Raw genomic sequence first — 12,525 nt, 5'->3', positions numbered from 1 at the left:
TCATCTGACAGGGATATCTGTCATAATACTGTTTCTGTCAGCTGCCATTCCATCGGCTGGTACTTCAGACCAGCAATTTCTCCGGGCTCACCGGTACATTGAAAGCCAAATTGTTCATACGCGGATACGGATGTCAGAGAGGCGCTGACAGTCACTATTGCTGTCCGGCACCAGGGGCGCACAGCAGCCATCAGCTTTCGTCCGATGCCCTTGCCCTGAGCATCAGGCCGGACAAACAGCATGGCAATATGACGGCCTTCTTTCAGTTCGATCACGCCCTGTACCTGAGCCCCACTACAGGCAACCAGAATGACATTGTCTCCATCCATGCGCTTAGCAAAACTATCTGCTGCGGCAATGCCTTTGAAGGTTCCGATACCTTCTTCAGATAAACCTGATGCTACGGTCCCCATAAAAGCGGCCATACAGATCTGGTTGACCTCACTCAGATCATCCCGGGTGATTGCCCGGATGCTAAATGGGCAAGTATCAGATTGAGTTGGGGAGATATCGGATTGAGTTAATGCGGTTCGATCTGACATACCGGCTCCCTGGCTTCTGTCACAACTAAGGGTTGCAATGTAGTGATGGATTTAAACCAGGCGTACATAGGTGGCTCACCCAGATTATCCACGTTAGGAGCAAAGCGCTCCGACTGCAAATCATGGTCACTAATGGTGCGCATTTCAACACTGAAACGGGTTTTATCCGTGGTGTTAACAGCACTGGCATGAAGATGGGCGCTGGCAAAATTCAGTACATCACCAGGGTTCAGCATAATCTGAACAGCTTCACTTTCATCAACGGGTTCAGCAGGACCGGGGGCTGAAGGATATTCGACAGCCCGTTCCGACTCACTTTGTTTTCTGGAAGCCAGATAATCAGAGAAACGCCACTGTGCCGTATTATTGGCCAGCGGCTGATGCCAGTATGCCGGGTAAAAAGTGATGCTGCGTTGTGGCTCCAGGGTGTACAACGGTGCCCACCAGTTTTGCTGGCAATGAATATTACTGCCCCAGCTGTCTCTATGATGACCAATAGCCGCTCTTTGAGCACCATCATGACTATTGGCAAAGGGCACAATACGCATAGGAAAATGATCATAGCTGGTTCGGCTGATATCTACGCCACACTGTTTCAGCACATCAAAAAACAAAGCGCGCATCGCCGGATCTTTACGAAATGCTGTTTGCACCTGGCCTGTCCGATCCAGAAATTCATCCCGGCCCAAATGATGCTGGGCAGTATCGGGTTCCAGACCACCCAGGGCAGTTCTCAGCCGGGCATCGGCCTGTTCAATCAGTTCCAGCATGGCTGGAATCTGGCGATAAATCAGCAGCTCACCACTGAAAAGTCGCTCAGAGCGTTCCTGGTCACACATTGGCTGGGTTAAATAAGAGAGTTTCATATCGGTTCAGGTCATCGGTTTTAAGAGTCAGACTCTGAGCACTGTACCGGATTCAGCGCATAATTACCTGATGCAATGCGACGCTTGCCTGAGAAGATACTGTCAAAAGTGGATATTTAATGGGATCAGCCTGTTAGAAGAACAGGTGGCGATAAAAAGCCCCAGCCTGCGTGAACAGCAGGCCAGGGCTTTCTGTCTCTGTTATTCCTGCTGAAAGCGATTGCTTCCAGTTACCTGTTACACAATGAGTAATCAGGCGGCAATAGAGATCGGTTTCAGAGAAGTAATCTCCGGATACTGTTCTGACTGATAGTACAAGTGCCACTCACCACTACCCATAGGATCGAGAGCGGTACTGATATACTCCAGATGATCGAGTACGGGTTCTGCTGTGCGCGCCACTTTAAACGCGACGGTTTCTTCCGGAACATCCGGACGCAGGGTTTGCTCAATCCACAGATAAAGCGATTTTTCTGTCAGCAGATAGTCAAAACGAACCACTCTGAAGCCGGGACGCAGTGTCAGGTTCAGTTGAGGCTGATCGGTGTTAACTTTGTATTTCAGTATTGTTTTCATAACCTGTACCTCATTTCCTGTTTCGAGTACAGATTGCCTGAAATCATAGTTCGAGAAAAACAGCTTTTTCCGATTCTTCTATCAGGTTTTTACGTATAGGGCTCGGTGCGAGCCTGCTTCAGAATGCATTGTATCGCTGGATGGATCGGGTCTGGCGTACGGGTAATAGCATAGTGCTGGGTAAACACTTCACAGGTTTCACCAATCTCCTGCACGCCGTACTGATGGCATACCTCATCTCTTATCGCTGTGGGCGCTGCAAAAATCCCCTTACCCTGCTGAGCAAAAATCTTTATCAGCGCGCTGTCGCTGATCTCGGCGCAAACCTGGGTGCGGATATTGTGCTTTTTCAGCCAGTTCATCAGCTCATAAAACCAGGGCGTATCAGTATCATTAGCCAATAAGGGCTGATCATTCAATGATTTAGGAAAGTTATCTGTCAGCTGATCCGCCAGCTCCCGAGTGGCAAATAACGATAGCGCAGAGCTGAGTAACGGAGTAAAAAACAGAGATTGATTCTGCTCCTCTGGCAGGCGATCACTGATGATAATATCCAGTTGCTGACTCTGCAGACTGCGTATCAGATCAGGCTGATGACCGCTGACCACTTTCAGATGCACTTCGGTTGAATGCTCTGTTGCCGGAGCAATCAGGCGATAAGCAATCAGCTTATGAACAGATGAGCAAATTCCGATATTCAGGTTCAGCGGCAGCGCTTCTCTGGGACGGTTCAGAAACTGATCCAGCTCTCCGGCCATGGTAAAAATCTGACTGGCGTATTGTCGTACCTGCTCACCAGTGGAGTTCAGTTTCAGGTTGCGACCATTACGGGTAAACAAAGTACCGTAGCAGGCTTCAAACGCACTGAGCTGACCACTGAGTGTCTGCGGTGTCAGATCAAGATATTCACTGGCACGGGCAATAGATCCGGTTTCGGCAATGACCCAGAAATAATACAGGTGCTTCATATTCAGATCTTTCAGCATCTTTACTCCTTATCGGCTCATTAGTTTGTATGTCAGCCTTGCATATGTATACAAGGACGTACAGCTTTAAACGGCAATATTCTTTAGTATGCACCACAGTCATAACGATCAACTTACAGATGGATGTATTTCGATGATAAGGACTCTTCCGGTCACCATACTGGCTGTTCTGCTTAGCGCGTGTAATGGCTCGAATAATAATGATCCGGCCAACACGACAGAGGGTAAAACTCAGCACCTCAGGACAGTGGCTCAGCAGGATTTGTCGGCAAACCCGGCCAGCGCCGTATCTGTTGCAGTATACAAAGATGGTGAAGTGGTGTTTGCCGAAGCCTTTGGCAGTAAAAACAGCGCAGGGGAAAGCCCTACGGCCACGACTCTGTTTCAGATTGGTTCAACCACCAAAATGTTCACGGCCATGTCGGTATTACAACAGGTGGAGCAAGGCAAACTTCAGCTGAATCAGACATTAACAGAAGCGTTACCCGGCCTTTTGTACCCTGATGCTCAGTCTGAAAACTGGCAGCAGATCAATCTGCATCATCTGCTGACTCACCAGACCGGCCTGCCGGATACTTACGAGGGAATGACAGAAGGAGATGAGCTGACAGGCTATATGCGGGATCGTTATCCCACTGAAAACCCAATGATTAACCCACCGGGGCGTTTCTATAATTACAGCAATCCGGCCTGGTCTTATCTGGGAGCAGTGACAGAATATCAGACGACTCTGCCTTACGCTGAATATATGGAACAATCCGTGTTCCAGCCTCTGGGGATGGGACGTACCACCATGAATCAGAACACCGTGCGCCAGGATGGCGATTACGCATTAGGAGTGACACTGGGTAGTGCGCTGGTGCCTGTGGTGCCAGTCAATGAATTAAGTGACATTGATGATATTCCGGTAGCGATTCCTGCAGGCAGTTACACCTGGTCCACACCCACAGAAGTGCTGAAAATGGCCGATTTTCTGCTGGAAGGTAATGAGCAGGTGCTATCGGATGAACTCCGTCAGCAAATCACTCAACCCCATGTCAGTCAGAACTTCGCCGGTCTTCCGCTGGATTACGGTTACGGCATTATGGTTTCGGATGGTTTCTTCTACCAGGAGCAGTGGTATCCGGTGAAACTATGGGAACACGGTGGCAATACTTATGAATACACCAGTATGTTCTGGATTCTGCCAGAGCAGAAAGCAGCGGTTTCTATTCTCAGCAGCGGCCCTTATAACGACTTTACGCCAACAATGTTTGCTGCATTAGATATGGTGGCAGAGTTGCCAGAAGCAGAGACAATGCCAGTGACACCAGTTGATTCAGCAGCCCTGTCACGTTTTGCCGGTCGTTATGAAATAGAGGGAGAATGGGTCTATGTCACAGAGCAGGATGGCCAGCTAACCTTCAGCGTTCCTTTCCTGGATAACAATAACGTACCTTATGTACCTCAGTTAATGCATATAGGCGGTGATTCTTTCCTGACTCAGCTAGCCGGACAGGAGATGGTCTTTACCTTTTTGCCTGATCAGCCCGATGGTGAAATTGTCTATTTAACCAGTCGTTATCTGGTTGGTATCCGCTCTGATAATGAACCTGCAGCCCGTTTAAGAATGGTGGGCTGGAATGGTCTGAAACATCAGGTACATAGACAGGGTAACGCCCGACTTAATTAAGCAGATAGCTGGCTTAATTAAACAGATGTACAGCCTCTGAAAAGAACAGGTCCTTTATTGACCTGTTCTACTCCCTCAAAGCTTTGCCCGTTCTTTTTAAATATGCAGCATATTCATATCAGATATTGATCATCCGTTCTGGCACAAAGCCTGCAATTTCTTCTATTGATAACAAAAATGGATTCACAATCCTGATAATGCGCCAGCCCGGTGCACGATAGGTGCTGCCTGTTTGTTTCCCGCACTACTATTGTGCAGACAACACTTTATTTCCAGTCTCCTTTCAGCCAGGTATGCCAATCCGGATGTTTTCAGACAGGTCAGCCAGAGACATAAATTTATGCCTGCGTCACAGCGGATTTTCAGGGTACGTCGCTACTACAATAAATGGGTAGCGGACCAGACATTAGAAGACTTTGCTCTACGCTTTACCGCGCATTCTGCCCGACATATGAGCATTGAACGTGTGGCTAAAACAGCACTGGGCGCTACGGCATTTCTGGCACTGGAAGGTATTGCCGCTACTGTGACGCTGAACTACGGTTTTACGAATACCGTATGGGCGATGTTAACGGTATGTTTGCTGTTTTTTATTACCGGTCTGCCCATCAGTTACTACTCAGCCCGCCATGGTTTAGATATTGATCTGCTCACCCGTGGTGCGGGCTTTGGCTACCTGGGATCAACCATTACCTCACTGATTTACGCCTCCTTTACCTTTATCTTTTTTGCTATTGAGGCTGTGATTCTGGCCTCAGCCTTAAATGCGTTACTGGGTATTCCGCTGGCACTGGGATATTTCCTGTGTGCGGTGGCGGTGATTCCCATTGTGACCCATGGCATCGCTACCATCAGTCGCTTTCAAGTCGGCACACAGAATATCTGGCTGGTGCTACAACTGGCCGCACTGTTTGTCGTGATCGTGTATGAGTCCGACAAGCTGGGAGACTGGACACAGTTCACACCTCAGCATCTGCCGGATTCCGGCGAGTTTAATATTCTGCTGTTTGGTGCCGCCGCATCGGTATTTTTTGCTCTGGTAGCCCAGATTGGTGAACAGGTGGATTACCTGAGATTTATGCCGGAGAAAACCGAGCAGAATAAAAAGCGCTGGTGGTTCTGGCTGATTCTGGCCGGGCCAGGCTGGGTGCTTCCTGGCGTCATTAAGATGCTGCTGGGCTCTTTTCTGGCTTATCTGGCAATCTCTCAGGGCATGAGTTTTGAGCTGGCCACCGACCCGACACAGATGTACCAACGCGTATTTTATTATCTGACCCAGTCACCGGGTATTGCCCTGCTATTAGCCGCACTGATGGTGATTCTGTCTCAGATGAAGATCAACGTCACCAATGCCTATGCAGGCTCCATTGCCTGGTCAAATTTCTTCTCTCGTCTGACTCACTCTCACCCCGGACGTGTGGTCTGGCTGGTATTTAATGTCACCATCGCATTGCTGCTGATGGAGCTGGGTATTTATCAGGCACTGGAAGCGATTCTGGGGATCTTTGCCATTGTAGCGGTCAGTTGGCTTGGTTCTTTAGCGGCTGATCTGATGATCAATAAACCTCTGGGGTTAAGTCCCGATTATGTGGAGTTTAAACGGGCCCACCTGTACGACATCAACCCGGTAGGCACAGGCTCTATGTTACTGGCCACCGGCCTTGGTGTATTGAGTTATCTCGGAGTATTTGGTGAAGTCAGTAAAAACCTGAGCCACTTTCTTAGTCTGGCTGTGTGTTTTATCTGTGTTCCTCTGATCGCCTGGCTCACTCAAGGACGCTTTTATATTGCCCGTCAGTCCCCGGAGCTGCTGCCCTTAATTGAGGCAGAACGGGAAAAAACATTTTCGACCTTTAAACCGGCACCTCCCCCCCACGCTGTCGGCGCTCATACGGTATTGAAATGCGGCATCTGTGAAAATGCCTTTGAGGCGGAAGATATGAGTTTCTGCCCGGCTTATGACCTGCCGATCTGCTCCCTGTGCTGCTCACTGGATGTGCGCTGCATGGACAGCTGCAAACCGGAAGGCCGAGTATCCCGCCAAGCAATACAGTTCTTTTCTTTGTTTTTACCCCAGCGCTGGAGCCATAGAATGAACTCCCGTCTGGCCCGTTTTGGAGGCTTATTATTATTGGTCAATCTGTTGAACGCGGCGCTATTAGCAGTGGTCTATCGACAGATGCAGCCAGAAACCGCCGCAGAAACCTTACTGCTGGAGCAGGTGATCTGGAGCCTGTTTTTTACCCTATTGATCGCATCCGGTGTCGTCTCCTGGCTATTTCTGCTTGCGCACGAAAGTCGGGTGGTGGCACAGAAAGAATCCAATCGTCAGACCCGCAAACTGATCAATGAGATTGAAGCCCACAAAGAAACCGATCTGGCATTACAGCAAGCCAAAGAACTTGCAGAACGGGCCAATGCGGCCAAAAGTCGCTATCTGACCGGTATCAGTCATGAACTGAGAACACCGCTGCAGTCTATTCTGGGCTATGCTCAGCTGCTGAATGATAAACCGGATACGCCACAAGGGCATAAGAATGGTTTAGATATTATCCAGCGTAGCGGGCAATATCTGACCGATCTGATCGAAGGCTTACTGGATATTTCCCGTATTGAAGCGGGCCGACTGGATCTGTACCGCACTCAGGTGGATCTGCCTCAGTTACTGGATCAGCTCAGTAGCATGTTTGCCATGCAGGCCGGTCAGAAAGGGATTCAGTTCAACTGCCAGATCCACAGTCCACTGCCTCAGTTTGTGATGACCGATGAAAAACGTCTGCGTCAGATACTGATTAACCTGTTGTCCAATGCGGTGAAGTATACGATTCAAGGTGAGGTTGAGTTCTCCGTACGCTACCGCAATCAGGTGGCTGAATTTACCATTAAAGATACTGGCCCTGGCATTGATGATGATTACCTGCAGCGTATTTTTGATCCGTTTGAGCGGGTCAGAAATCGCGATACCGCCAGCCAGAGTGGTACAGGCCTGGGTTTAACCATTGTGCGTCTGCTGACAGAAATTATGGGCGGTGATCTGCAGGTCAACAGCCAGGTGAATCAAGGCAGTGAGTTTACCGTGGTGCTTATGCTGCCCTGGGTCAGTCAGGGTGATCAGGACAGTACTGAGGTGACCGAGCAGAAAACCCTTGTCGGTTATGAGGGCTATCAGCGCACACTGTGTCTGGTGGATGATGATCCGGTATTACGGGGGCTGTTATCAGATTTGCTAACGCCACTGGGTTTTATTACCCTGGAAGCCCATGATGGTGACAGTTGCCTTAAACTGCTGGATCAACTGGATAGTCAGCGCTCACCTGATCTATTCCTGCTGGATGTCTCTATGCCGGGAATGAATGGCCTTGAGCTGGCTCGCAGGCTGCGGGAACGTCAAATCAGAGAACCTGTTCTGATGCTATCTGCTGATGCCCAGGAGCACTATCGAGCGGCTGAAGATCAAGAGGCATACAACGATTATCTGGTTAAACCCATCGCTAATCATAAGTTACTGGATAAACTGGCAGAGCAGCTGAATCTGCAATGGAGCTGGCGTGAAACCGATGAGCAATCAATCACTACACCTGAAGCTGTATCAGAGTCTGCTCTGGAGCCAGTTTCAGAGCGCCCCCTGAAATCAGCCTCTGAGTCCCCCCTTGAATCAAGCGGCCAATCAGTCCCTGAACTCATTCCGGATAATCCTTTAATCGCCGAGCTTATTGCCTACGCAGATACCGGTTTTGCAAAGGGTGTGCGACAGGTGCTGGATCAGCTCTGGCAAGAGTACCATCTATGTCAGGAGCAGCATCAACAAGATCAATCCGGGCAAAAAGATCAGGACGAGCAACAAAATCTACCCGCCTATCCCGAATCTGATCACTCTCAGGCTACAAGCACTGTCGTACCAGCTAAGCACCTTGAAGCGCTGCAACAGATGGCCAGTGGTTTCCAACTGGCTGCTATGGCGGATTATATTGCCAGACATTCCATAAAAAAGGAGTCATCGTTATGAGTTTATCGGACCTGACATCTGCAGGATCATCTACCGCAGATCAAGCGACAGACTCGTCATCAGATAAGACACCATTATGCGATATGGTACTGGTAGTGGATGATTCCCCGGATGCCCTGAGTCTGATTAACGATACTCTGGAGAATGCAGGCATCAATGTGCTGGTTGCTCTGGAGGGTAGACAGGCATTGACGATTGCCCGCAAAGTACGACCCGATATGATCCTGCTGGATGCCATCATGCCTAATATGGACGGTTTTGAAACTTGCCAGCAGCTAAAAGCCGATCCTGAGCTGGCCGCTATTCCGGTAATCTTTATGACCGGGCTGACCGAGACCAATGATATTGTGCGCGGCCTGGAAGCCGGTGGTGTTGATTATCTGACGAAACCAATTAATCCCAATGAACTACTGGCCCGGATGAAGGTGCATCTGACCAATGCCAGATTAACCAATAGCGCCCAATCTGCACTGGACAGCACCGGTCAGCATCTGATAACCGTGAACGACACAGGCCATATTCGATGGGCCACACCACAAACTTATGCTCTTCTGGCGCGATCTGGTGCGAATGAACACTGGCAAAGCACACAACTGGCACCGCAAATTGCACAATGGCTGATCCATAGACCGGAGCTGAATCAACAGCTGAAGCTGAAAGGCCCTCCCCTTATTTCAGGTTCAGCGCCCGCAGCAACGATGCCCCCAGGCAATAACTCTTATTCCGATCCTGTTCAGCACTATCCCCTGGAAATCAAACTGATCAGTCATCAGGAAAATGGCGAGAAATTACTTAAGCTGATTGATGGCCTGCGCCCGACCGGTGCTGCCATGCTGAAAGAGAAACTGAACCTGACAGAAAGAGAATCAGAAGTGTTGTACTGGATCGCTAATGGCAAAACGAACCGGGAAGCGGCTGAAATCCTGACCATGAGTCCCAGAACGGTTAATAAGCATCTGGAACAGATTTTTCCGAAGCTGGGCGTTGAAAACCGGACTGCCGCAGCAGGTATTGCATTGCGGCTGCTGGCTGTAGAGTAGCTACCTACTGACTGAATCCGCAGGTGTATGAAATGGAATATCACATGCAACCGATTGATAATAAGGCCCGGAGAAGACAGACTTTATTACCTGAATTATCATTTCTGCAACACAGGATTCCTGACTATGAACAACATCGTTATTGTCACCGGGGGCAGTCGGGGCATCGGAGCAGCGACCTCTCTGCTGCTGGCCAGACAGGGCTATAAAGTCTGTATCAATTACCGAAGCCAGTCAGAACAGGCTGAAGCCCTGGTGGCAGATATTGTTGCTATGAGCGGCGAGGCAATCAGCTGCCAGGCAGATGTTGCACAAGAAGCCGATGTTATCCGCTTATTTGATCAGACAGAAACTCAGCTAGGTGCCGTCACACACCTGGTTAATAACGCTGGTATACTGTTCCGGCAATCCAGAGTTCAGGATCTGGATGTCGCCCGTATCCAGCAAGTGCTTATGACCAATGTGGTTGGCTGTTTTTTATGCTGTCGGGAAGCGGTGCGCCGTATGACAAACGGAGGCGCCATTGTGAATGTTTCCTCCGTTGCCTCAAGAACCGGGTCTCCCAATGAATATGTGGACTATGCGGCATCTAAAGGAGCAGTGGATACTTTAACCACAGGGCTGTCACTGGAAGTGGCGGATCAGAATATTCGTGTTAACGGTGTCCGCCCCGGCCTTATTTATACTGACATTCATGCTGACGGCGGTGAGCCAGGCCGGGTTGATCGACTGGCTCCGATGATTCCAATGAAACGAGGCGGCACTCCTGAAGAAGTAGCCAATGCGATTGCCTGGTTGCTATCCGATGAAGCCTCTTATGCTACAGGTACCTTCATCGATCTGGCCGGTGGTCGCTGATTGTATAGATTGTTGCCAGGCAGCTTACAGAACCGAACAGAAAATTGTTCGAACAGTCATATTACCCGTGGCAACCTTCAGGCCTATCGGGTTTACGCCTGATTCAGAGACGACAGGTGTTCAGATGCTACTGATATTTCAGAGCAACGATGATTCATACCGTGTAATCATTATCTGAACACAGGTCTGTGTATATTCCGGAAGTGATAAGGATTAACGATGACAAAGGCAGTATTGGTAATTGATGTTCAGAGCCTGCTATTTGATACCACACCTGCACCTTTTGAGGGGACAGAAGTGGTTGCCCGGATCAACCATGTGACCCAATGGGCCCGTGAACAATCCTGTCCGGTGATTTTTATTCAGCATGAACAGGCTGATACGCCTATTGCCGCCGGAAGCGAAGGCTGGCAATTACAAAAAGATCTTGAGGTTCAGCCGGAAGATCTCATCGTGGCAAAAACAACACCGGACTCCTTTCTCAGAACCCGTTTACAGAAAGTATTACAGGAACTGGAAATTAACGAGTTGATTGTGTGCGGTTATGCCTCTGAATTCTGTATCGATAGCACAGTACGCCGTGCTGCAGGACTCGGTTATAACATCACACTGGTTGCTGATGCTCATACGACCCATGACAAAGAACATATGTCAGGAGAAGCGATTCGCAAGCACCACACGGCAACACTGATGGATATCAGCAGCTTTGGTGTGGCATTGAATGCGATAACGACTAAGGAGCTGGTTAATCTGTAAACAACAGATCTTCTGATGCTTGATTATTCAGAGAGGTAAAGCCATGCCCGGTTATTACGTACTCATCCTCGTTTAGTATCGCAGAAGTGCCCCGAAGAAACGGGAAATACCTGTTCAAACAGGCTTCCCGACTCTTTATTGATAAGTCAGGCGGTTTGTCTGGCTTTTTTTCGATTGGCCAGCACAAAAGACAGAATGCCCGAACTGAAGATAATCACCAGACCGATCAGACTGTAAACATCCGGCCAGTCATTAAACAGCACTACACCCAGAATAGCGGCAGCGACCAGCTGGGAATAAACAAAAGGTGCAACGACGTTAGCATCCAGGCGGCGGTTTGCTTCAATAATAATCAGGTTACCTAACGCAGATGCTATGGAGCTGATCAGCACCATAGCAACCAGCCAGCCATCAACACTTTCAGGCAGTGTCTCTATACCTATAGGCGTCAGCGCTACACCTCCGGCCAGTAGTGTCGATAGCAGGATCAACCGGGGACGGAAGAAAGCCGATAACCAGCGATTAGCAACCAGCATACAGCCATACAGAGTGCCAGCGATCAGCGCAAAGAGCAGGCCAGAGCTGACACCAAAACCAGGTTTGACCACCAGTAGCACGCCCAGAAAACCAATCATCAGCAGAATCGATCTGAGCGTTGTGATCTGCTCTTTCAGCACCAGTGCCGACAGGAAGTAAGCGATAATCGGACCGATAAAAAAGATACCAAACACATTGGCTATGGATTCTGTTTTCAATGCAGTGATCATACAGAAGATGGCACCGGTAAACAGTCCTGCCCGGAACAACAGACGCCAGTCCAGAAGGCTTTTCACTTCTGATGCTTTGATACCACTGAATGGCAAAATACAGATAAAGCCCACTAACAAGCGGCTCCAGGCGACAAAGATGGGTGACAAACCGGCTTCAGTCAGTAACTTTCCAGCAGAATCACCAACAGGAATTAATGCCATTCCGGTCAGAATCATCGGTACCAGTAACCACTTACGGTTCTGTTCCATAGTTTTATTATCCTGTAAATTTTTAAAAAACATCCAAAATAAGGCACAGATAAGAAACCAGAGGATAACTGATTCGGAGCGGGATAACATGCCCCATGAAAAGGGAAGACAGAGAATCAGCGCTAACAACACAATCAGGGAAGTATCACTTTGTATTTCCCCGTGCATTGCTGCACTGCTCTGTGTTTTCCTGAATGTTGACCG

The 12,525-nt window shown here is 49.1% G+C and carries 10 protein-coding genes; 5 read left to right on the top strand and 5 right to left on the bottom strand.

Annotation, left to right across the window (positions count from 1 at the left end):
• Window positions 1–20: 20 nt before the first annotated feature.
• The 4 genes from H4O21_RS20445 to H4O21_RS20430 all read right to left on the bottom strand — a co-directional run bounded on the left by H4O21_RS20445 (window position 21) and on the right by H4O21_RS20430 (window position 2,970).
• Window positions 21–542 carry a GNAT family N-acetyltransferase gene (locus tag H4O21_RS20445; RefSeq protein ID WP_182810755.1) on the bottom strand — a complete coding sequence of 174 codons (522 nt, stop codon included), beginning with the start codon at window positions 540–542 and terminating at the stop codon, window positions 21–23.
• Entirely contained in the window at window positions 521–1,408 is an 888-nt protein-coding gene (locus tag H4O21_RS20440) for a phytanoyl-CoA dioxygenase family protein (protein WP_182810754.1), read from the bottom strand. Before H4O21_RS20440 ends, H4O21_RS20445 begins: the two co-directional genes overlap by 22 nt.
• Window positions 1,409–1,660: 252 nt before the next feature.
• Window positions 1,661–1,984, bottom strand: coding sequence for a DUF7352 domain-containing protein (locus H4O21_RS20435; RefSeq protein ID WP_182810753.1), 324 nt, complete (start codon window positions 1,982–1,984; stop codon window positions 1,661–1,663).
• An 89-nt stretch (window positions 1,985–2,073) separates the two neighbouring features.
• Window positions 2,074–2,970, bottom strand: a complete 897-nt coding sequence (locus H4O21_RS20430) for a LysR family transcriptional regulator (RefSeq protein WP_182810752.1) — start codon at window positions 2,968–2,970, stop codon at window positions 2,074–2,076.
• Window positions 2,971–3,103: 133 nt separating this feature from the next.
• Between H4O21_RS20430 and H4O21_RS20425 the strand changes: the two genes are divergently transcribed.
• The 5 genes from H4O21_RS20425 to H4O21_RS20405 all read left to right on the top strand — a co-directional run bounded on the left by H4O21_RS20425 (window position 3,104) and on the right by H4O21_RS20405 (window position 11,302).
• Window positions 3,104–4,642 (top strand): serine hydrolase, encoded by a 1,539-nt coding sequence (locus H4O21_RS20425; RefSeq protein ID WP_182810751.1) that lies wholly within the window; start codon window positions 3,104–3,106, stop codon window positions 4,640–4,642.
• A gap of 340 nt (window positions 4,643–4,982) precedes the next feature.
• A complete protein-coding gene (locus tag H4O21_RS20420; RefSeq protein ID WP_182810750.1) occupies window positions 4,983–8,648 on the top strand; it encodes an ATP-binding protein in 3,666 nt (1,221 codons plus the stop codon).
• An 83-nt stretch (window positions 8,649–8,731) separates the two neighbouring features.
• Window positions 8,732–9,688 (top strand): response regulator transcription factor, encoded by a 957-nt coding sequence (locus H4O21_RS20415; protein ID WP_255487397.1) that lies wholly within the window; start codon window positions 8,732–8,734, stop codon window positions 9,686–9,688.
• 126 nt (window positions 9,689–9,814) lie between these two features.
• Entirely contained in the window at window positions 9,815–10,546 is a 732-nt protein-coding gene (locus H4O21_RS20410) for an SDR family oxidoreductase (RefSeq protein WP_182810748.1), read from the top strand.
• Between the two features lie 219 nt (window positions 10,547–10,765).
• Window positions 10,766–11,302, top strand: a complete 537-nt coding sequence (locus H4O21_RS20405; protein WP_182810747.1) for a cysteine hydrolase family protein — start codon at window positions 10,766–10,768, stop codon at window positions 11,300–11,302.
• A 146-nt stretch (window positions 11,303–11,448) separates the two neighbouring features.
• Here H4O21_RS20405 and H4O21_RS20400 read toward each other — a convergent pair whose 3' ends face one another.
• Window positions 11,449–12,321: a DMT family transporter gene (locus H4O21_RS20400; RefSeq protein WP_220495770.1), complete on the bottom strand. Its 873-nt coding sequence runs from the start codon at window positions 12,319–12,321 to the stop codon at window positions 11,449–11,451.
• Between the last annotated feature and the right edge of the window lie 204 nt (window positions 12,322–12,525).

Source organism: Oceanospirillum sediminis (assembly GCF_014164585.1).
Taxonomy (GTDB): Bacteria; Pseudomonadota; Gammaproteobacteria; order Pseudomonadales; family Halomonadaceae; genus Oceanospirillum; species Oceanospirillum sediminis.
The sequence above is the reverse complement of the archived record's forward strand: the minus strand, read 5'-3'. Positions and strand labels throughout refer to the sequence as shown.

What these genes read in the sequence shown, in the direction of transcription:
- H4O21_RS20445 (WP_182810755.1), bottom strand. Translation starts at nt 542, where the DNA reads ATGTCAGATCGAACCGCATTAACTCAATCCGATATCTCCCCAACTCAA.
- H4O21_RS20440 (WP_182810754.1), bottom strand. Translation starts at nt 1,408, where the DNA reads ATGAAACTCTCTTATTTAACCCAGCCAATGTGTGACCAGGAACGCTCT.
- H4O21_RS20435 (WP_182810753.1), bottom strand. Translation starts at nt 1,984, where the DNA reads ATGAAAACAATACTGAAATACAAAGTTAACACCGATCAGCCTCAACTG.
- H4O21_RS20430 (WP_182810752.1), bottom strand. Translation starts at nt 2,970, where the DNA reads ATGCTGAAAGATCTGAATATGAAGCACCTGTATTATTTCTGGGTCATT.
- H4O21_RS20425 (WP_182810751.1), top strand. Translation starts at nt 3,104, where the DNA reads ATGATAAGGACTCTTCCGGTCACCATACTGGCTGTTCTGCTTAGCGCG.
- H4O21_RS20420 (WP_182810750.1), top strand. Translation starts at nt 4,983, where the DNA reads ATGCCTGCGTCACAGCGGATTTTCAGGGTACGTCGCTACTACAATAAA.
- H4O21_RS20415 (WP_255487397.1), top strand. Translation starts at nt 8,732, where the DNA reads ATGGTACTGGTAGTGGATGATTCCCCGGATGCCCTGAGTCTGATTAAC.
- H4O21_RS20410 (WP_182810748.1), top strand. Translation starts at nt 9,815, where the DNA reads ATGAACAACATCGTTATTGTCACCGGGGGCAGTCGGGGCATCGGAGCA.
- H4O21_RS20405 (WP_182810747.1), top strand. Translation starts at nt 10,766, where the DNA reads ATGACAAAGGCAGTATTGGTAATTGATGTTCAGAGCCTGCTATTTGAT.
- H4O21_RS20400 (WP_220495770.1), bottom strand. Translation starts at nt 12,321, where the DNA reads ATGGAACAGAACCGTAAGTGGTTACTGGTACCGATGATTCTGACCGGA.